The sequence below is a fragment of the Cetobacterium sp. NK01 genome (genome assembly GCF_024506395.1).
Classification (GTDB): domain Bacteria; phylum Fusobacteriota; class Fusobacteriia; order Fusobacteriales; family Fusobacteriaceae; genus Cetobacterium_A; species Cetobacterium_A somerae_A.
The window spans coordinates 118,000-138,667 of record NZ_JANIBO010000002.1; the positions used below are offsets into that span (position 1 = coordinate 118,000).

General features: G+C 27.8%; 17 protein-coding genes and 2 riboswitches. Of the genes, 4 read left to right on the forward strand and 13 right to left on the reverse strand.

Annotated elements, in window-relative coordinates; all coding sequences use genetic code 11:
- Positions 1-4: 4 nt before the first annotated feature.
- The 6 genes from NON08_RS09750 to nagE form a co-directional block, all read right to left on the reverse strand.
- A complete protein-coding gene (locus NON08_RS09750; RefSeq protein ID WP_256691365.1) occupies positions 5-403 on the reverse strand; it encodes a hypothetical protein in 399 nt (132 codons plus the stop codon).
- Positions 404-462: 59 nt separating this feature from the next.
- Complete coding sequence (locus tag NON08_RS09755; RefSeq protein ID WP_256691366.1) at positions 463-1,938, reverse strand: ABC transporter substrate-binding protein; 1,476 nt, start codon at positions 1,936-1,938, stop codon at positions 463-465.
- Between the two features lie 11 nt (positions 1,939-1,949).
- On the reverse strand, positions 1,950-2,723 hold the full coding sequence (gene murI / locus NON08_RS09760; protein WP_256691368.1) for a glutamate racemase: 774 nt from the start codon (positions 2,721-2,723) through the stop codon (positions 1,950-1,952).
- Positions 2,724-2,742: 19 nt separating this feature from the next.
- Positions 2,743-5,751, reverse strand: a complete 3,009-nt coding sequence (locus tag NON08_RS09765; RefSeq protein WP_256691369.1) for an AAA family ATPase — start codon at positions 5,749-5,751, stop codon at positions 2,743-2,745.
- On the reverse strand, positions 5,738-6,913 hold the full coding sequence (locus tag NON08_RS09770; protein WP_256691370.1) for a metallophosphoesterase family protein: 1,176 nt from the start codon (positions 6,911-6,913) through the stop codon (positions 5,738-5,740). The genes NON08_RS09765 and NON08_RS09770 overlap by 14 nt, the downstream gene beginning before the upstream one ends.
- Positions 6,914-7,032: 119 nt before the next feature.
- Positions 7,033-8,490, reverse strand: a complete 1,458-nt coding sequence (nagE, locus tag NON08_RS09775) for an N-acetylglucosamine-specific PTS transporter subunit IIBC (RefSeq protein ID WP_256691371.1) — start codon at positions 8,488-8,490, stop codon at positions 7,033-7,035.
- A 176-nt stretch (positions 8,491-8,666) separates the two neighbouring features.
- A riboswitch (Fluoride riboswitch) is annotated at positions 8,667-8,725 on the forward strand.
- Between the two features lie 38 nt (positions 8,726-8,763).
- Between nagE and NON08_RS09780 the strand changes: the two genes are divergently transcribed.
- The 3 genes from NON08_RS09780 to NON08_RS09790 all read left to right on the forward strand — a co-directional run bounded on the left by NON08_RS09780 (position 8,764) and on the right by NON08_RS09790 (position 12,769).
- Entirely contained in the window at positions 8,764-9,966 is a 1,203-nt protein-coding gene (locus NON08_RS09780; protein ID WP_256691372.1) for a cation:proton antiporter, read from the forward strand.
- An 86-nt stretch (positions 9,967-10,052) separates the two neighbouring features.
- On the forward strand, positions 10,053-11,219 hold the full coding sequence (locus tag NON08_RS09785; protein WP_256691373.1) for a betaine/proline/choline family ABC transporter ATP-binding protein: 1,167 nt from the start codon (positions 10,053-10,055) through the stop codon (positions 11,217-11,219).
- The gene (locus tag NON08_RS09790; protein ID WP_256691375.1) at positions 11,216-12,769 is read left to right on the forward strand and encodes a glycine betaine ABC transporter substrate-binding protein; all 1,554 of its coding nucleotides are present in this window, start codon (positions 11,216-11,218) and stop codon (positions 12,767-12,769) included. The genes NON08_RS09785 and NON08_RS09790 overlap by 4 nt, the downstream gene beginning before the upstream one ends.
- Before the next feature lie 79 nt (positions 12,770-12,848).
- Here NON08_RS09790 and NON08_RS09795 read toward each other — a convergent pair whose 3' ends face one another.
- Entirely contained in the window at positions 12,849-14,177 is a 1,329-nt protein-coding gene (locus tag NON08_RS09795) for an NCS2 family permease (protein WP_185892342.1), read from the reverse strand.
- Positions 14,170-14,267, reverse strand: a riboswitch (purine riboswitch). Its footprint overlaps the gene before it by 8 nt.
- Before the next feature lie 295 nt (positions 14,268-14,562).
- Between NON08_RS09795 and NON08_RS09800 the strand changes: the two genes are divergently transcribed.
- Entirely contained in the window at positions 14,563-14,976 is a 414-nt protein-coding gene (locus NON08_RS09800) for a hypothetical protein (RefSeq protein WP_256691376.1), read from the forward strand.
- An 88-nt stretch (positions 14,977-15,064) separates the two neighbouring features.
- On the opposite strand, the gene NON08_RS09805 is transcribed toward NON08_RS09800, so the two are convergent.
- The 6 genes from NON08_RS09805 to NON08_RS09830 are packed head-to-tail and all read right to left on the reverse strand — an operon-like array spanning position 15,065 to position 20,667.
- Positions 15,065-16,462, reverse strand: coding sequence for a BatD family protein (locus NON08_RS09805; protein ID WP_256691377.1), 1,398 nt, complete (start codon positions 16,460-16,462; stop codon positions 15,065-15,067).
- A gap of 11 nt (positions 16,463-16,473) precedes the next feature.
- Positions 16,474-17,214 carry a hypothetical protein gene (locus NON08_RS09810; RefSeq protein ID WP_256691378.1) on the reverse strand — a complete coding sequence of 247 codons (741 nt, stop codon included), beginning with the start codon at positions 17,212-17,214 and terminating at the stop codon, positions 16,474-16,476.
- On the reverse strand, positions 17,207-18,169 hold the full coding sequence (locus tag NON08_RS09815; RefSeq protein WP_256691379.1) for a vWA domain-containing protein: 963 nt from the start codon (positions 18,167-18,169) through the stop codon (positions 17,207-17,209). The genes NON08_RS09810 and NON08_RS09815 overlap by 8 nt, the downstream gene beginning before the upstream one ends.
- Positions 18,170-18,180: 11 nt before the next feature.
- Complete coding sequence (locus NON08_RS09820) at positions 18,181-19,140, reverse strand: vWA domain-containing protein (RefSeq protein WP_256691381.1); 960 nt, start codon at positions 19,138-19,140, stop codon at positions 18,181-18,183.
- A complete protein-coding gene (locus NON08_RS09825; protein WP_256691382.1) occupies positions 19,133-19,840 on the reverse strand; it encodes a hypothetical protein in 708 nt (235 codons plus the stop codon). Before NON08_RS09825 ends, NON08_RS09820 begins: the two co-directional genes overlap by 8 nt.
- Complete coding sequence (locus NON08_RS09830; RefSeq protein ID WP_256691383.1) at positions 19,837-20,667, reverse strand: DUF58 domain-containing protein; 831 nt, start codon at positions 20,665-20,667, stop codon at positions 19,837-19,839. The genes NON08_RS09825 and NON08_RS09830 overlap by 4 nt, the downstream gene beginning before the upstream one ends.
- Position 20,668: the final 1 nt, after the last annotated feature.

The following is a 20,668-nucleotide window of genomic DNA, read 5'->3' on the forward strand; positions in this document are numbered from 1 at the left end:
TTTTCTAAAAGAAAATATTACAATTTCTTAAATCTACATTCCATAGAAGTTTTATATTTCTTTTTGTGCACTGGCAGCCATGAATCGCATCAAATATAGTTTCTAAATTATAATGTCTAATTATGTAAGACTCTACACAAACATCTAAAGTTGTTTTTCTATCTCTTAAATTACAAGGATAAACTATAACTATTTCCTCTTTAAGTTTATTAAGCATTTTTAAAGTATTTAAGGTAATATCATTAATATTTTCAAATCTATGTAAAACATTATTCTCTCTGTCTAGAATAAGTCCCTCTCCAATATGGAATAGATTTTCTTTAACGATGTTTCTGTAAGAGTTAGTTAATTTTTCATAAGCTATAATCATGGTATCAACCCCTTCTATTATCTTAATTACCATATTTATTACCTTATAGATACCATAAAGTCAAATGCTTTCCTTTAATTTGAATCATCATTCTAATGAATAGTTCCTAATGAGTAATCATGTATAGGGATTGGATACATTTCAAATCCTTGAACCTTTTTATTAAGTGCACCATTTAAATCTCTATAAAACAGCATTACTTCGCTATTATTATCTACAATAATCTCTTGAATTTGTTGATATATTTCTTCTCTTTTATTTTTATCTAAAGTTTCTCTAGCCTGCTCTAAAAGCTTATCTACTTTTTCATCACTAAAAAATGTACGATTTCCTGGAGCTCCAAAAGCGCTTGAATGATGAGTTGGATAAAGAGCATAATCAGAATCTCCAGTAACACTTCCCCAAGAACCTATAAACATATCAAATTCACCATTATTAGTTTTAACCCAGTATATACTTGGTTCTAGTACAGTTATTTGTACTTCTATTCCGAGGTCATTTAAATATCCAGCTATAATTTCTGCTGTTTGAATATCTAAATTACTACTCATTGTAGCTAAAGTTAAAGTTTTATTTTTTAAAGGTGCCAAAAGTTTTGAAGCTTCTTCTTTATCATAACCTAGATTTTTTAAATTTGGATTATATCCTTTTACTCCTTTTGCAACAGGGGAGTTTGCAATCTCTCCCTCTCCGTTTAAAACTACCTCTAAAATAGTTTCTTTATCAATAGCTAAGTTTATCCCTTTTCTTATATCTGGATTTTTAAATATATCTTTTTTCAAATTCAACCCCATATAAGTATAAGAATATGATGGTTTTGAAATAAATTTTAAATTTGGATTATTTGTAACAGTTTTCTCATCTTGAGGTGGTAATGAGAACGCTATATCTGCCTCACCAGTTTCTAAAGCTATAGTTCTATTAGTAGCTAAAGGTATTGTTTTTATATCAATTTTTTCATAGTATGGTTTTGTATCAAAATAATTTTCAAATCTTTTTAAAACTACTCCTTCACCTGGAGTCCAACTATCTAAAATATATTTTCCACTACCCATAGGTTTTTCTACTAAAATTCCAGAATCTTTAGTTAGATAATTTTTGCTCACAATGCTTAGCGCAGGATGAGTAAGTTGATCTATTATTCCTGAAAATGGTTTTTCTAAAATCATTTGAAAATGATAGTCATCTTTTATAATTATCTCTTTTATTGGAGGTAAAACTCCTGCAATTCTAGGCGATTTTTTCATTCTGTCAAAAGAAAACTTTACATCTTCAGAAGTTAACTTATCCCCATTTTGAAAAAATACATTATCTTTTAAAGTGAAATCAATAGTTTTATTATCTATAAACTTATAACTTTTAGCTACTCCAAAAACAGTTTCCATATTTGAATTTTTTTCTAAAAGTCGAGAATACAATAAACGATTTATTCTTAAGGAGAAACCATCATTTCCAAAATGAGGATCAAATGTTCTAGGATCTCCCTCTTGTACTATATTAATTGTTGCTGAAAAAGCAAGAATGCTTATCGTAAATAAATAAAATAAAAAAATATGAACCCTTCTCATATAACCCTCTCCTATAAAATAGTTTTTTCAACTTTATCAATAGTAGTACCTAAAAACTCTTGGGCCACTTCTTTAAACTTTTGTGAATCACCGCTTACGAAAAATTCTATATGTGATTTTTCTTTTCTATCTCCTTCTCCAATTATTATTTTTAAGGATTTTGCAGTTTCTTTAGCTGGATCCACAACAGTGCCACTAAAGTATCTTTTTATGTATTTTTCAATTAGTGGATAATGAGTGCAACCTAAGATAAGTGTATCTACATTTTGAGGTAAGTTATTTAAATAGTTTTTTATTAACTCATTACTTTCCTCATTGTCGATCCATCCTTTTTCAATCATTCCTACAAACAGTGGGCATTTAACTTGATAAATATTTAAATTTTTATCAAGTTTATTGAACTCTTTTAAATATATATCCATTTTTATTGTGGCTGGAGTAGCTATGACCCCTATATTTTTATTTTTAGTTGCTCTTATTCCTTCGTTAACACCATTATCAACAACGCCTACAACAGGAATCTTATATCTATCCTTCATTATATTCATAGCAGCTCCAGTAGCTGTATTACAAGCTATAACGATGGCATCAACTTGTTTTTCATAAACTAAGAAGTCTGAGACCTTTAGACAGAGCGCACGAATCTCTTCAATCTCTCTATCTCCATAAGGAGCATGTAAACTATCTCCAAAATAGATGATATTATCATAGGGAAACTCTTTTATAACCTCTTTTAATACTGAAACTCCCCCTACTCCAGAATCAAATACTCCAATTGTTCTCATTAAAACCTCACATTCATTTTTATATTAATTTTATTATACTTCCTGATTCTCCAGGAATCGCAGGAATTACCTCTAATCTTCTTGGAATTCTGATTTTTAAATCTTCAACATGACTTATAATTCCAATTTTCATCTTTTCTTTCCATCTAATCTCTTCTAAAATTTCAATAACTCTATCTAAAAGAGTTGCATCTAAAGTTCCGAACCCTTCATCTAAGAAGAAAAATTCAAGTTGAATTTTTCCTTTCAACTGTAATTGGCTTGATAAAGCTAAGGCTAAAACTAAAGATACAATAAATGTCTCTCCTCCAGAAAGAGTAGAACACTCTCTTGTAAAGTTACTATTAAAAGCATCGACAATATTAAAATCACAATTATTATCAACAGTCAAAATATACCTTCCACGGGTAATCTTTTGTAATCTTTTAGAAGCTTCATAAGCTATATAATCAAGTTTTTTTCTAGCTAGAAATTTAACGAATTTTCTTCCCTCAAATTTTTTCAAAAGGGCTATAATATCATCCTGTTTTAGCGTTAAAATTTGTATTTTTTCTAAAAGTTCCTTAGATTCTTTAGCAAGTTGCTCTAATCGTTCTAAATCTCTTTTATATTCAGTAACCTCTTTAAAAAGATTTTGTTCTTGAAGAGATACTTCTTTTAATCTATTATCAAGTTCTTTCCAGTTATTATTATCAAACTCTCTATTATTTATAGATTTCATTATTTCATCTTTTAGGCTTAAGTATCTCATATTTTCTTTTTCATACGTTGAGATTTTATTATCTAATACTTTTATTTTATCATCAGTTAATATATGATTTAAAATATCTTCTATAGATATGAATCCTTTTTTATTAGCTTCAATTTTTAACCAATCTTTTTTATCAGTATAACTATCTTTTAAATGGTTATTTTTCTCTTCTAAACTAATAACTTCAAGAGAAAGAGTTTGAATATTATTAAGATCTTTAAAAATGCTATCTCTAATCTCTCTAAGACCTATATCTAAATTTTCCTTTCTAGTAAAAACCTCACGATACTCTTTATCCATATCTTCTAAAAGAGTTTTTCTCTCACCTATAAATTCTAAAGAATCATTTTCAAGTTTTAATTCCGATATTTTTTCTCTCTCTTCTAAAATTTCACTTTCATAAAGAGCTAATTTTTCTTTTAATTTAGTTAAATTTATCTCTTTTTGATTCAAATTATCTAAGGCATTAGATATATTAGACTTTAGAATAGATATCTTATTTGTTAGATCTTTTTCATTTGATAAGATCTCCTTTTCCTTAGCTTTCAAAATATTTATCTCATTAGTTTTATTATCTAATTCATTTTTTTTCTCAGATATATCTTTAAGATCATTTAGTTCATTTAGTTTTTTAAGATAGTAATTAAGTTTTGTATCTACCTCTATAATATTCTTTTGTAAATTTTCTTTTTCTTCAATCAATCTATTTAAAGTATTTAAGTCTATATTCTCAATCTCTTTAGCTGGATTTGGATGCTCTTTAGATCCACAAACAGGGCATGATTCACCATGAAGTAGATTTTTAGAAATTTCAAATGCTTTACTTCCTAGATTTTGCTTACTTAGATTTTCAATATCAGCTAAACAACTTTTTAATTTATCTTCATTATCATCTTTTAGAACTTTAATATTTTTAACTTCAGATTCTAATTTATCCTTTTCTTTCAATTTTTCTTCTAATAATGTAATCTCTGAGTTCAGCTCTTGTATCTCTTTTTCTAAAGCTGAAAGCTTGTCAGTATCCACCTGTTCCAAATTTTTAAGATTTTCTTTTTCAGTTTCTAGGGATATATTATTCGTTTTTAAATTTTCATTTAAATCTTTTAATTCTGAGTCTATTTTAGAAGAATCTTCTAGGGCTTCCTTCAATAATCTCTCTTTAAAATTTAGTGATCGGATATACTGATCTCCCTTACGTAAATTATCAAGTTCGTTATGATCAATTTTTAAATTATTTAACTCTAAACTTAATCTATCTAATTCAATTTGTTTTGCCTTTTCATCTTCCTTTAAAGTTTCAAGAGCTGAATTTAATATGTCTAAAGTACCTTTAGATTTTACAAGATTATTTTGATTTGTTAAAATAGCATCTTTAAGAGACTTTAATTCATCTATAATACTTTTAAATGAAGTGGCTACTTCATGTTTCATTAATAAATTTTTACATAGATCGACATCCTCTTTTTCAAACTCTAATTTCTGAAGCTCAGAAGTATAAAGATTTAATTTTTCATGTAGAGATTTTAGTTCTTTTAATTCGTTATATTCTAGCTCAATTTCTTTTCTAGTTGATAACAGCTCATTATACTCTCTTTCTTTAGATGAAAGAACTAGTTTTATACTATCTATTGTTTCTAAAGAACAATCACCTTTTCCTTTAATTTGATTTTCTAAAGAGGTTATTTCATCCTTTAATTTATTATTTCTAATTTTTATTTTTTCAGACATTTTAGTTCCATATCGTTCTAAATCAAAGATATTTTCTAACATTGTCATTTTTTCAGAACCTTTTAATTTTAAAAATTCACTAAATTTACCTTGAGGTAAAACAACTGATCTTGTAAAATCACTTACATTAATACCAAAAAATTCATTAATTTTACTTTCTACATTTTTTACTGTATCGGCTATAATATTTCCGTTTAGGATTAGTATTGGATTACTCTGCTCAAACTTCTCCTCTCCCTTTCTAGAGAATTTTTTCTTGTAACATCTTGTTATTTCGAAAATATCCTTTCCTAGTGCAAATTTAAAATATATCTCTAATATATCGCTATCCTGGTTTAAACAAGGTCTAATATTCTTTCCCTTACTTCCCATAGTTCTTGGTATCTCATCAAAAATAGCAAATATCATCGCATCTAATATTGTAGATTTTCCACTTCCTGTTTCACCAAATATACCAAAAAGTCCAAGAGATGTTAAAGCATCAAAATCTATAACTTGTTTTTTTGAAAAACTTTGTAATCCTGTTATTTCTAGTTTAATTGGTCTCATTATTTTCTCCCTCCTCTAAAAGTTCTAAGAAAAGTTTCGTTATGTTTTCATTTGGACCTAACCCCATAGTTTCCTCTTTATAAAACTCTATAAATGCTTCTTCTATAGTTTGTTCGTTATAATTCGTAACTTCGCTATCCTTTGTTTCTTCTTTTACAATAGGTATTATTTCTAAAATATTTTTATTATTTTTAATTTTTCTAATTGCTGAATTTGTTAGTGGTTCTTTTAATTCTACATTTAAATATATCCACTCATTTACATCTATAAGCTCTAAAGATTTATCAATAGCTGCATCTGCACCACTTACAGTATATTCTCTAATAGGTTTATAATTTTCTAGAGGAATCTCTTTTACTTTAGTAGAATTTTTTAAAATATCAACCACAAAAACTTTTTTATCAAATTTATTTTCAGTCACTCTATACTCAATAGGAGAACCACAATAATATGCATTTTTACTAATAAAACTCATTGGTTTATGAACGTGACCTAATGCAATATATTCAGCATGAGGTAAATCACTTATAGCAATTGCTCTTGAACCACCTAATTCTAAAGCGACTTCTCCCTCTCCCATAGAACCTGCTACGTATATATGAGTCATTAAAATTGTAGGTATATCTTCTTGATTATAACTTGCCCCTTCTGCTAAAATCTCTCTTATTCTTACATTAAATTTTTTATTATCAAATGTTTCATTTAAAATTGCTTCACTTGGAAATGGAAGATTGTATATATATACTTTTTCATTATTTTTCTCGATAAAAATTCCACCTGGAACAGAGCTATATATATTCATTGTCCCGTACTTGCCTACGGTAATCTGTTGAAATGCTTTATCATAGATAATAACTCCATAATCTTTAGCTAAATGAGAAATAGCTGTTAATCTTTGAGGATTATCGTGATTCCCAGGGATAATAATAATTCCAACATCTCCATTTAAAGAAAGTTGTTTTATACTATCAAAAAATAATTTTTCAGCTTCTGCTGAAGGATTATAGGTATCATATATATCTCCTGCTAATAGAATCAAATCAATTTTTTCATTTTTTACAGTTTTCTCTAAGGCATCAATAAATAATTTTTGTTCTAAAATTCTTGATTGACCTTCAAGTTTTTTACCTAAATGCCAATCAGATGTATGAAGCACTCTCATAAAAGCCCCTCCTAAATTTATTTCTTCTTTATAATACAGTGTATCACTGAATTTCCTAAAATTCAAATTTTAAGCTAAAATAAAAAAGGCTATCCATTAAGATAACCTTTTATTTTTAACTATTTTCCTGTCATTCTTTTTAAAGCATTAGCGACAAACTCAACTTGAGTTCCTACAATAACTTGAACAGAAGTTTTACTTGGTTTTAGTACTCCTGCTACTCCTAACTTTTTGATCTCTGCATCATTTACTAAAGAACTATCTTTAACATCTAATCTTAATCTTGTAATACAGTTATCAATAGTTACTAAATTATCTGTTCCTCCTAAAAGTGGTAACATTTTTTCAGCTAACTCATCATTTGTAGAAGCCTTCGATGATACATTTGCATCTTCTGAAGGATCAGCATCCTCTCTTCCAGGAGTTTTAAGATTAAATTTTGTGATAATGAAGTAGAAGATAAAGTAGTATAAGAAGAAGAATACAATACCTTGTATAACTAACATATACCATCCTGTAGCTAGTGGGTTTCTAGATGATAATAACATATCTATTAAACCAGCAGAGAATCCAAATCCAGCAATCCAGTGCATAGTTGCAGCTATAAATAAAGATATTCCTGTTAAAATAGCATGAACTAAGTATAATCCTGGTGCAACAAACATAAATGCAAATTCTAAAGGTTCTGTAACTCCTGTTAAGAAAGTTGCAAATCCAGCAGCAATCATAATAGATTTTATTTTATCTTTATTTTCTGGTTTAGCCGTTCTTACAAAAGCAACTGCGGCTCCTAAAAGACCAAACATCATAATTGGGAAGAATCCAGCTTGGTACATTCCTGTAACTCCTGGTATTCCAGTTCCATTTGCAATTGATTGAGCTCCACCTAAGAATTTAGGTATATCATTAATTCCAGCAACATCAAACCAGAAAACAGAGTTTAAAGCGTGATGTAATCCAACAGGAATTAAAAGTCTATTTAAGAATCCGTAAATTCCAGCTCCAACAGCTCCCATTCCACTGATTCCCTCTCCAAAGCTAACTAATCCATCATAAATTCCTGGCCATACATACATTAATAAAAATGCAACTATGATCATAACAAATGATGTTATAATTGGAACTAATCTTTTTCCACTGAAGAAAGATAAAGCTTTAGGTAACTCTACATCACTAAATCTGTTATATAGAGCAGATGAGATAACTCCAACTAAAATACCTATGAATTGGTTATTTATTTTACTAAATCCAACAGGCACATTGTCTATTTTCATAATTTGACCTACAGCTCCAGGTGAAAGTAGCGTAGTGATTACTAAGAATCCTACTAAACCTGTTAAAGCAGCTGAACCATTTTTGTCTTTAGACATTCCAAAAGCAACACCAACAGCAAACAATATAGGCATCTGATCTATTATTGCAGCTCCTGACTTAATAAAAAATGCAGCTAATGCACTATTTCCTCCCCAACCAGTTGGGTCTATAAAGTAACCTAATCCTAATAAAATTGCAGCAGCTGGTAAAACTGCAACAGGAACCATTAGTGCTTTACCTATTTTTTGTAAATAACTAAACATTTTCCCCTCCTAAATATTTTTATTTTTGAAATTTTATTTCTAGCATATTTTATAATAAAAGAATTATTATGTCAAGCACAATTCATATTTTTATAGAACACATTAGTTGTATTGTATACATTTTATTTTTTGCTTTACTTTATGATTAAATATGATATAATAATATAGAATTAATATAATAAATAGGCGATGGAGTTCGCCATTAAACGCGAAAGCTAATGACTCCTACTCTTTTTAAGGGTAGGAGTCTTTTTTATTTCAAGGAGGAGAGAGATGTATTATTTGTTTGTTTTACTTTTTTTTATTTTTTTAGCTATTTATTCTAATTTCATAGGAAAAATTTTTGAAAAAATAAAACTTCCATCTTTAATAGGGATGATGATAGCAGGGGTTTTAATAGGTCCATATTGTTTAAATAAAACTCCTGATTTGGCTTTAACATTAGCTCCTATTTTAAAAGACGTAGCTTTAATTATTGTTTTATTTATCGGTGGTCTCGGGATAGGAGCAGATCAAATAAAAAAAATAGGTCGGCCTGCAATACTATTAAGTATAATACCAGCTACTTTAGAAGGATTTGCTATTGCTTACTTATCAACAATATTTTTAGATTTTACTTTTATACAAGGAGCTATTTTAGGTTTTATTATAGCTGCCGTAAGTCCTGCTGTTTTAATTCCATCTATGGTAAATTTAATAGATAAAAATATAGGACAAAAAAAATCTATTCCACAGCTTCTATTAGTGGGAGCATCTGCTGATGATAGTATCGCTATAACTTTATTTACATCATTTTTAGCTATTTATTTTCAAAAATTAGATGGAGGAAGCTTTGATTTTAAATCTCAGTTATTTCTTATACCAATATCTATATTATTTAGCTTATTAACTGGATGGGGAATAGGATTTTTAGGAAAATATAGTTATCTAAAAATAAATAACAGTATTTTAAAAACATTTACAATTTTTATGATTTGTTTAATACTTAGATTTATAGAGAATAAATTTCATTTTTCATTGTACAACTCTTTATTAACTATAATGTCACTAGGATTTTTCATTCGTCACTACGAAGGAGAAAAGTATAAAGCTATTCATAAATCAATGAGTGAGATTTGGAAATATGGAAAAATATATCTATTTACATTTGTAGGAATGGCAATTAATCCAGGATTAGTAGGCGGGTACTTCTTCATTGGATTAACTATTTTAACATACTCATTATCTATTAGATCAATTGGAGTTTTAATTGCATTAACTGGAACAAATCTTAATTTTAAAGAAAGATTATTTTGCGTTATTGCATATCTTCCTAAGGCTACTGTACAATCTGCAAAAGCAGGAATACCTCTTCAAATGGGAGTAGTAGGAGGAGAAGTTATGCAAGCCATAGCAATTTTAAGTGTCTTAATAACTGCCCCTTTAGGAGCTATTGGAATTAATTCAACATATGAAAAATTATTAAAGAATTCTTAAAAATAAAAAAAGGAAAAAAAAGATTTAGCAGTAAAGAGACGTAATCGGTTTTATTTTACAAAAATTTATATTTAGAGGTGGTTAATATGATTGAGTTTAAAAAAGTTACAAAATCTTATGATAAAAGAACACTTATTTTAAAAAATATAGATTTCAAAATAAAAACTGGAGAGTTTGTCGTTTTAATTGGAGAATCCGGTTGTGGGAAAACAACAACAATGAAATTAATAAATAGACTTATTGATCCATCTAGTGGTGTTGTACTTATAGATGGAGAAGATATTAGCAAAGTAGATCCCATAATTTTAAGAAGAAGAATTGGTTATGTTATACAAAAAGAGGGACTTATGCCTCATATGACAATAGGAGAAAATATTGAACTAGTTCCAAAACTTTTAAAGTGGGAAAAAGAAAAAAGAAAAGAACGAGCATTTGAACTGTTAAATCTTTTAAATCTTGATCCTGAAATATACTATGATAAATATCCTCATGAAGTGTCAGGAGGTCAAAAGCAAAGAGTTGGAATCGCTAGAGCTTTAGCTACAAACCCTGATATAATTTTGATGGATGAACCATTTTCTGCATTAGATCCTATAACTAGAGAAAGTATTCAAGATGAAGTTTTAAAACTACAAAAAGAGTTAGGAAAAACTATTATATTTGTTACTCATGATATGGATGAAGCTATTAAATTAGGAGAGAGAATAGCGTTTTTAAAAGATGGAGAGATTCTACAATTTGATACTCCAGATGAGATTTTAAAAAGACCAGCTTCTGAGTATATAGAACAATTTATAGGAAAAGATAGAATTTGGAAAACTCCTAAAAAGTTACTTGTTTCAGATATAATGTCTAAACACTATTGGACAATTGAAAAAAGAAGTAATATCTCTAGAGCTTTTAATCTTTTAAAAACTCACGATACTGATTTTCTTATTGTGACAGAAATAGAGGGTGGAAGATATAGTGAACCTCTAGGAATAATATTTAGAAAAAATTTAATATATGCAATGGAAAATAATATTTTAAGAGTTAGAGATATTATGGATAAAGAATTCACTACTATAGATAAAGATAGTAACCTACTAGATGTTTTAAATAAAATGTCTAGTATAAATGCTAAGGTTATACCTGTTGTTGATGATAAAAATAAATTAACAGGAGTTATAACTAACTTAGGATTGGTTAATGCTATTAGTAAAATAGCTCCAGCTCATGAAGATGAATCTTTAGAGATAGGTGATGTGGTATGAATTCCTTCATAAAATATTTTATCGAAAAATTACCTGAGGTTCACATTGCACTTATGCAACATATAGAGATAACAGGACTTGCTGTAGCTATTGCCATTATTATCGGGGTTCCAATAGGGATTTTTATAATTAGGAGTGAACGACTTTCTAAAGTAGTTTTAACTATAGCAGGTATATTTCAAACAATACCTAGTTTAGCATTATTTGGTCTGATAATTCCTATTATGGGAATTGGAATAAAGCCTGCGGTGTTTGTACTTTTTTTATATTCATTATTACCAATCATAACCAATACATATATTGGAATAAAAGGTGTAGATAAATCTACAATTCAAGCTGCTATAGGTATGGGAATGACTAACTTCCAAGTTTTAACTAAGGTTAAATTGCCAATTGCTGTAGCAGTTATAATGGGTGGAATTAGAATTTCAACTGTTGCTACAATAGGTACAGCTACAATTGCAGCACTAATTGGAGCTGGTGGATTAGGAGAACTTATATTTAGAGGAATCTCTACAAGTAATAATAATTTAGTTTTAACAGGAGCTATTCCAACTGCTATCTTAGCTTTTGTGGCAAACTACTTTTTAGGAGTTTTGGAAAAAGTATTGACTCCTAGCGGGATGTTAACAAATCCTAGAGAGAAAAAGAAAAATATTAAAATTTTAAAAATAGTTATGGCTATTTTAATATTGGGAATCGGATTTAGAATATATGAAAATTCAAAAGATAGAAATACTCCTACTATAGTTGTAGGACATAAAAATTACAATGAACAAAGAATCTTAGGGGTTATGATGTCTCAAATAATTGAAGCTAATACTCCGTATAAAGTAAAAACAGTTGAGCTTGGAACTGGAACTGTTATTTTTGAAGCTATTAAAAGCGGAGATATTGATGTATATCCTGAATATACAGGTGTAGCTTATGCTGCATATTTAGGAAAGAAAGAGAAGGCAGATGCTAAAACTGTATTTGATATTATAAAATCTGAATATTTAGCAGATCACAATTTAGATATTAGAGAACCTATGGGATTTGAAAATACATATGCTTTTGCTATGAAACCAGAAGTAGCTCAAAAGTATGGAATAAAAACTATTAGTGATTTAAAAAGATATGCAAATAATATGGTTTTAAGTGGTCCTCATGAGTTTATGGAGAGAGAAGATGGACTTTTAGGAATACAAAAAGCTTACAACATAAAATTTAAAAGTATTCTATCTATGGATCAAGGATTGGTTATTAACTCTTTAGTTTCAGATAAGATTGAAGTTGCTTTAGTTTATTCTACAGATGGATTGATAGCTAAGCATAAGTTGCTTCTTTTAGAGGATGATTTAAAGTTTTTTCTACCTTACGAAGTTGTAGTTACAATGAGAAAGGGGTTTGAAAATACGAAAGGAGATGTTATTGAAGTATTAGATTCTCTTGTAGAGGCTTTAAATGAAGATGAGATGCAAGAGTTAAATCTTTTAGCAATTGAAGGGAATGAACCTATCGAAAATATTATTAACAAGTTTCTCCAAAATAAAGGCATTATAAAATAATAAAAATAAAAGAAAGCTGAAGGTTTTTTAACTCTTCAGCTTTTGTAATTTTATTCAATCTGATATTTGATTAATTTTTTTATAAGAATATAAAATATCCTAATAGTGGTAGTGTTAAAATTAACACAGGTATGTTTAACTCTTTATATCTTCCAGTTAATACCTTTATAATTACATGAGATATAATACCCATACTCATTCCAGATGCCATGTTATCTGTAAATACAGTAAACATAATTGTAATTACAGCTGGAACAAATTCAGTCATATCGTCCATATCGATAAACTTCATACTTGTCATCATAAGGATACCTATAAAAATTAATGCTGGTGCTGTTGCAGCAGATGGAATTATATAAACAATTGGTGTTAAGAAAATTGTAAATATAAAGCAAATTCCTGTAGATATTGCAGTTAGACCTGTTCTTCCTCCCTCTTCAACTCCAGCTGCCGACTCTAAAAATGTTGTTATTGTTGTAGAACCAAATAATGCTCCAACAATAGTTGCTATAGAATCAACTAGGAAAGGTTTATCTACTTCTGGTAAATTACCATTTTCATCTAAAAGTCCAGCTTGTGCTGAAACTCCTAATAAAGTTCCTAGAGTACAGAAGAAATCTCCTACGAAAAATGTGAATATTAAAGGTAAAAATGCAAATTTTAATGCTCCCATTATATCAAGTTTAAAAGCTATACTAGATATTGATGGCGGCATAGAGAAAAAGCTCTCAGGTATTTGAGTTATTCCCATTGGAATTCCAAGCAGTGTAGTAATCACTATACCAATTAAAACTCCACCTCTAACTTTATTTAAAACAAGTGCAATTGTAATAAAAAGTCCGATTAAAGATAATATAGTATTTGGATTATAAATACTTCCCATAGATATAGTTCCATTTGAAATTGTCATTATTTGACCATTTTTAAATCCTACCATAGCTATAAAAAATCCAACAGCTACTCCTATAGCAAACTTTAAGTTTTTAGGAATCGCTTCTACAATAAGTCCTCTCAATCCGAAAACTGTAAGAACTAAAAAACCTATTCCAGATAAAAATACCATTCCCATAGCTGTTTGCCAATTAACCATTCCTCCAGCGACTAGAGTATAAGCGAAAAATGCATTTCCCCCCATAGCTGGTGCCATAGCAAAAGGTCTATTTGTATAAAGACCCATAACGATAGAAAAGGCAGCTGATAGCAGAGCAGTTACAATAGTAACAGCTTTAACATCCATTCCAGCAGCACTCATAAATAAAGGCTGAACTATTAAGATGTATGCCATCGTCATAAAAGTTGTAATTCCAGCAGTTATTTCTGTTGAAATCGTAGTGTTATAATGGCTAAGTTGAAAGTAAGAATCAATAGCCCTTAGCACACCATTATTCTTTTGTTTAATGTTTTCCATTACTCCTCCTAATAATAAGCCATTTACGGTGGCTTGTAGAAACTCCTGACCTTATTACAGGATTATATCAGTGATAAAAATACAGACTATTGTACTATATTTCACAAATTTTGTCAACTTTTTTGTTTTTGAGCGTCTCAAATATAAAACTAACGAATTATAGATAGCTATTTTATTTGTTTATTTTTTATTAAATTAATGATAAATAAAAATAATAATTACTCGTAATTATATATAGTTATAAAACTACATATAATGCCTCTTATCTGAAGTTTTATCAATTAAAAATAATTGTTATTTGGAATAATATTGAAAATATTGTAAGTTTTTATAAAATATGAGATAATAATATGATATAAAAAATATAACAAGGAGGTTTTTGGCTATGTATAATGTTACAAGAGAGATGTTAATTGAAATTTTAGATGGTTATATTAAATTAGCAAAAAAATTAGATGGTGAATTAGTTGTACTAAATAAAGTTGACGACGAAGCTGATGAGTTTTTAATTGAAAATATAAAAGATTTTAATCTTATAAAAACAAAGAAAAACGATTTACTAGAGATTACTATTTACGTTGATGACGAAGATGAGGTGTATGAAGAGTTTGTTATTGGTGATGGAAGTGATTACCAAAAAGTACAAAAAAATATTTACGAGAAATTCCCTAAGTACTTCAAAATAGGACCTCTTGAAAATAAGTCCGATTCAAAAAAATCAGGAAAAGAAAAAGAAAATATGATTAATAAAGATTCTCAAAGTAATCATTTTCAAAAATTCATGAAAAAAAATAAGTAAGTTTATAAAAAAGAGCAATCCCAATATTTTTTTATTTTGGAATTGCTCTTTTATTTTTTTGTAATAATTATTTTTCTTAATTAATAATTTATCTTTTTTTATGACTTTTATTTTTTTTTCTATCTAATACAAGATATATTATTACGATCAATTCTACTAAACATAACAAAGAAATAATTCCAAATGCCAATTTATAAATATTTTTAGCTGGAATTTTCTCTGTTTCAAGAAGTTTTATATTAACTTCTTGTAAATTATTAGTTAATTTTCCAGAAGAAGCAACTTCATCTTTATTTACCAAATTGTTATTTTCCATATTTTTTTGTATAGGTCTTTTGCTTTGTGGATTATCTATTTGAAGTTTTTCTCCTGTTACTTTTATTTCTTGTGATGGAATTATTAAATTTTCATATTTTTCTGTTTTAGTATTAAAATATGGAATAACTATTTCTGGAGTTTTTTCAATACCACCATTTTTAGGAATAAAAGCAACTTCAAAAGTTTTTTCATTATAATAGTTTTCCCCTTTGATTTCTTCACTATAATTTTTAACACTTTGGAAAACATTAAAATCATTTTGGTTTTCAATAGGTAAATTTTCGAGTAAAGCTAAATTTCCACTACCAGATAGAGTTAAATTTAAAGTAATAGCTTGTCCTACATTAACATCTTTATTTTTCCAGTTTTCTTTATAATTAAGAGTTCCAACAATATCTTTAAAATTCTTAGGAGCATCTACAGGAAGTGGCCTAATATCTATTTTCAAATTCTCTCCACCTACTAAAGTTGTATTTTCATAGAAAAAGTCTCTTGTCGGTTCCCCAACTTTTACTTCACTTGTTGTAATATTTTTCTCGCCACTACTATTAGCTTGTAATATCCCCTTAAAGATATTAAGTTCAATTGCCTGCTTTCCATTATAATCTATTTGACTTTGTATATAACTATTGTTATTATATTTAGTTACATCTTTTACTGAAAAATCTTGAAAATTTGGTGCTTTAACTTGGGAAAATGAACTAATATTAACAGTACTTATAAAATTTTCTTGAAACGGTATTTTTTCACCAAAATAATAAACCTTTTTTGGAATATTAGCTTTTAAAGTAAATCTATCTTGCATAATTTCATCTAACTGTTTATTTTCCTTCACATCTATTAAAATACTTTTTTCATTACCTTTTTCAGTGATTACTTTTAATATAAACTCTCCATCTTTCTTTGGTTTTAATCTGTATACATCACTTTTAATTGATGTTGTTTTTCCATTAATAACATTATAACTATTGCTAGATCCTTTAGATAGAACATCAAAATTATCAATTCCATCTATTTTGTATCTTTCTTTGTCTTCATTTACAAAAGAAACTTCTAAATTAAAAACCTCATACTTTGAAGGAGATAAATCAGAAGAATTTAATATTAATTCAGAAAAAGTCAACTTACAAAGCATTAACATAATTAAAAATAAATTAATTTTTTTCATTCTACTCTCCTCTACCATCTATTTTCACTATTTTTATTTTCAGTTGTGTTTAAAACTCTCTCATTATTTTTAAAAGCCTGCTTTTCATTTCCTTCAAGTCTTTGCATAATACTTCTCAACTCTTCTTCTTTTTGTTTCATAGCTTTTTCTTCCTGAGTTAATTCTTTTGGAGCACTACCACCCTTTTGCTCTTGGTTTTGTTGTTTTTTATTTTGTTCGCTATTATTTTGTTGATTATCTTTATTTTCTTGCTGGTCCTGATGGTTATTTTGTTGACTCTGTTGATTGTTTTCTTTATTATTTTGGTTTTCATCTTGCTTTTGATCACTCTGTTGATCATTTTTTTTCTCTTGATTATTTTCTTCATTTTGTTGATTATTGTTTTGAGAATCTTTTTTATTTTCTTGATTATTTTGCTGGTCTTGATTGCTTTGTTGATCTTGATTATTTTGCTGATCTTGTTGCTGTTTATCATTTTTTTGTTCTTTATTTTTCTGATCCTGCTTTTTCTGTTGATCGACTTTATTCTTTATAATTTCAAAATTCTTTTTAATATTTATATCTTCATTAGTATTCATAGCTAGTTTATATTCTTCTAAAGCCTCTTCATTTTTATTCTCTTTTACTAAAGAATTACCTTGGATAAACTTTAAATATCCAGATTCCTCAATAGACCTTTCTTTTTTCAATTTTAAAATACCAAAAATAATTAGTGCAATCCCAAGAAGAAGAATTAATATTTTTTTAAACATACTCCCCCTCCTTCTCTTTTTTTCTTAAAAAATATCCTATAAGTATTAATAATAAACCAACTCCCAAAGGATACTGATAATAATGCTCATAAACATTTAATTTTTCATCTCTTTGAGATGTTTTATCTAATTTACCGATATCTTCTATTAACTTTTTATAATTACTTGTATTTAAATTATTTAAAGAATAATACTGTCCTCCACTCTCTTTAGCTAATTCTTTTAAAAAACTATCGTTTAATTTAGATACAACTATATTTCCTTTATCATCCTTTATAAATCCATTATCTATTGGAATTACACTACCTTCATCTGTTCCTACCCCGAATATAAAAGTTTTTATATGATTCTCTTTAACATATTTTAAAATTTCAGGATTTTTTTCACCACCATCTGAAAAAATAATTACATTTTTATCTTTTGCATCTGTTTTTTCAAAAGAACTGTTAGCCAGTTTTAAAGCTTCTAAAAGTTCTGTTCCACCACCTGATATAAGTTTACTATCAATTGCGTCAATATAATTTATAGCCATAAAATAATCATCAGTTAAAGGCATTTGAACATATGCACTATCAGAAAACGGAATAATCCCTATTCTATCTCCTTTTAAATTATTTAAAATATCTTTAAGTTCTTTTTTGCTTATCTCTAATCTATTTGGATAAGTATCTTCGGCTAACATAGATTTAGATATATCCATAAGGATATATAAATCGCTTCCTTGAACCTCTATTTTCTCCTCTTCTTTTAATTTTTGAGGTGAAAGTAATGCTAAAAATACTAAAATTGCACCAATGGAAATAAAAAAAGTTTTAATAATCATTATTAAAGTATCTTTCTTCCACCCTATTTTTTTTAGTATTTTCTCTCTTTTTATTACTCCTAATATTAAAAATAAAATAGTTAAAATAGGGATAACTACAAATTTAATACTAGATATGTTTCCAAATTCCATAACTATCCCTCCTAAGGTATTCTTATATATTTAAAATATTCGAAAAATATACCTAATAATAATAAAGCTAAAGCAATTTTTAACAATTCTTCGAAATATTCTGTTATATCATAAATACTTCTGCTATCAATTTTACTTTTCTCCAAGTTATTAATTTCATTAAATATATTTTGAAACTCTTTAGAATCACTCGCTCTAAAATATTTTCCATTTGTTTTTTCTGCAATAGTATTTAACAAATTTTCATCAAGTTCTTTATTTTCAATATAAGATGTTCCAAAAAATCCAGCTACTGGAATCTCTCTTGCTCCTATTCCTATTGTATAAACTTTTATCCCAAGGTCTTTTGCAACTTCTGCAGCACCTATTGGGCTCATCTCTCCTGAATTATTTTCTCCATCTGTCATCAATATAACAACTTTAGATTTTGAATCAGAGTCTTTTAATCTATTTAAAGCTACTCCTAATCCCATACCTATGGCTGTTCTATTATTACTAGTTATATCATCTGTTGTTATATTAGAGATCATATTTTTCAATACGCTATGATCAAAAGTTAAAGGAACCTTAGTATACGCTTCTCCTCCAAATACAACTAAGGAAAGTCTATCATTAGGTCTTTTATCAATAAACTCCTTTAACAATTCTTTGGATTTTTCTAATCTATTGGGATTGAAATCTTTAGCTTCCATGGATTTAGAAAGATCTAAGGCTATTGCTATATCTATTCCATCTTTTTTTACAACTTTTCCCTCTGTTGTTAGCTGAGGTCTTGCTAGAGCTAAAATCATAAATATAGCTGAAAGATATATAAACATTCTTCCTAATAGATGTTTTTTACTTCCTTTTGAATATTTTTTTATAATTTGTATTCCTGGAACCTTGATAGCACCCTGAGATCTTTTTCTAAAAAAAAGATAGGTAACTATAGGAATCAGTATTAATATATATGGCATCTTAAAGTTATACACTGTTCTTTTTCTCCTTTCTTAATCTCTCTACTATTTCAAAGGCTCTTCTTTTATATTCTAAATAATCTCCACCTCTATTTGGAGAAAATTTTAAATAATCCATATCTTTAACAAACATTACATCTTCTTGTGTCAATGGTGAAATAACAGTGTATTCTCCACCTAAAAAATTAGTTCCATACATATTATCTATGTATTTTCTAAGTTCTAAACTAATTTTCTCTCTCCAATTATCATCATTAACTTTTGACATTCCTTTTTTAAATATTATATAAGGATTTTTAGATCTATCAACTAAATGCATAAAAAAAGCTGTTATAATTGCTATAGCACCAGCTATAGTCGCTAAAATTCCCATATGAGGATAATCCTTTTCAATATAGATATTATTTGGATTTGAAAGCGCTTCATATATCTCTTTTTCAGAGGGCTCTATCGTTGAAACTACATCGATTTTTAACTTTTTATTTCCAAGTTGAATCTCATTTTCTCCGACCTTATATGTTGTAAATGTTACAATATAATCTCCTTTTTTATCCTTAGATAATGAATCTATTTTATAATCTTCTAAAGATTTTTCAATATCATTTTTGCTAATATCTCCCTCTATTTTCAAAGTTATTTTATCACCTATATTATATGTTTTACTAAAAGCCAGGAGAGAAACTAAAAGAAAAATACTAAAAATTATTTTTTTCATCGCACTCTACCTCTATTAAAAAATTTTGATATCTCCTTTACGTAATCTTCTCCAACGTATAGATTTATCCCATTATAAATATTATTAATATTTATATCACTACTATTTTCTTTGTAGTTTTCAACCACTATCTGTTCTCCTGTCTCTGCATCTTCTAGAGTAAAAATAGCTCCTATTGGAAGAGACTCATATTTTTTATCTCCTATTCTAACTGGTATAATTTCATGCCTTTGAGAAAGTATTTTTAACTCTTTTTCATAATTTTCATCTAAAAAATCTGATATTAAAAATATAATAGATCGTCTTTTAAAAACTTTTCCAAAATATCTCAAAGCCATTGATATATCAGTTTTATCTCCTTTAGGATTAATTGTAAGAAGATTTTCAATTATAGAAAGGGTATGTTTCTTTCCTTTTTTTAAAGGTATCACTCTTTCTATTTCGTTTGAAAAAAATAAAGCACCTACTCTATCTCCATTTTTATTAGCACTAAATGCCAAACTTCCAACAAGTTCTGTTATAAGATCCAACTTCTCCTTAAATCTATTAGAAGCTGATATATCTACTAATAAGAAAACTGATAATTCTCTCTCCTCAACAAACTCTTTTACATATGCTTTTCTCTGCTTTGCTGTAACCTTCCAATCAATTTTTTTTACATCATCTCCTGGAGCATATCTTCTAATATCAGAGAACTCCATACCATTTCCTTTTAAACAAGATTGGTATTGTCCTGCAAAAATATTATCAGATAAAATAGTAGCTTTTATTTCGATATTCTTTATCTTTTTTAAAAGTTCTTTTTTACTCTCTAATTTATTATCCATA

Coding starts and splice junctions, on each gene's coding strand:
- NON08_RS09765 (WP_256691369.1), bottom strand. CDS start 5,751: ATGAGACCAATTAAACTAGAAATAACAGGATTACAAAGTTTTTCAAAA.
- NON08_RS09825 (WP_256691382.1), bottom strand. CDS start 19,840: ATGAAAAAAATAATTTTTAGTATTTTTCTTTTAGTTTCTCTCCTGGCT.
- NON08_RS09755 (WP_256691366.1), bottom strand. CDS start 1,938: ATGAGAAGGGTTCATATTTTTTTATTTTATTTATTTACGATAAGCATT.
- murI (WP_256691368.1), bottom strand. CDS start 2,723: ATGAGAACAATTGGAGTATTTGATTCTGGAGTAGGGGGAGTTTCAGTA.
- NON08_RS09785 (WP_256691373.1), top strand. CDS start 10,053: ATGATTGAGTTTAAAAAAGTTACAAAATCTTATGATAAAAGAACACTT.
- NON08_RS09830 (WP_256691383.1), bottom strand. CDS start 20,667: ATGGATAATAAATTAGAGAGTAAAAAAGAACTTTTAAAAAAGATAAAG.
- NON08_RS09790 (WP_256691375.1), top strand. CDS start 11,216: ATGAATTCCTTCATAAAATATTTTATCGAAAAATTACCTGAGGTTCAC.
- NON08_RS09795 (WP_185892342.1), bottom strand. CDS start 14,177: ATGGAAAACATTAAACAAAAGAATAATGGTGTGCTAAGGGCTATTGAT.
- nagE (WP_256691371.1), bottom strand. CDS start 8,490: ATGTTTAGTTATTTACAAAAAATAGGTAAAGCACTAATGGTTCCTGTT.
- NON08_RS09805 (WP_256691377.1), bottom strand. CDS start 16,462: ATGAAAAAAATTAATTTATTTTTAATTATGTTAATGCTTTGTAAGTTG.
- NON08_RS09810 (WP_256691378.1), bottom strand. CDS start 17,214: ATGTTTAAAAAAATATTAATTCTTCTTCTTGGGATTGCACTAATTATT.
- NON08_RS09750 (WP_256691365.1), bottom strand. CDS start 403: ATGGTAATTAAGATAATAGAAGGGGTTGATACCATGATTATAGCTTAT.
- NON08_RS09815 (WP_256691379.1), bottom strand. CDS start 18,169: ATGGAATTTGGAAACATATCTAGTATTAAATTTGTAGTTATCCCTATT.
- NON08_RS09770 (WP_256691370.1), bottom strand. CDS start 6,913: ATGAGAGTGCTTCATACATCTGATTGGCATTTAGGTAAAAAACTTGAA.
- NON08_RS09800 (WP_256691376.1), top strand. CDS start 14,563: ATGTATAATGTTACAAGAGAGATGTTAATTGAAATTTTAGATGGTTAT.
- NON08_RS09780 (WP_256691372.1), top strand. CDS start 8,764: ATGTATTATTTGTTTGTTTTACTTTTTTTTATTTTTTTAGCTATTTAT.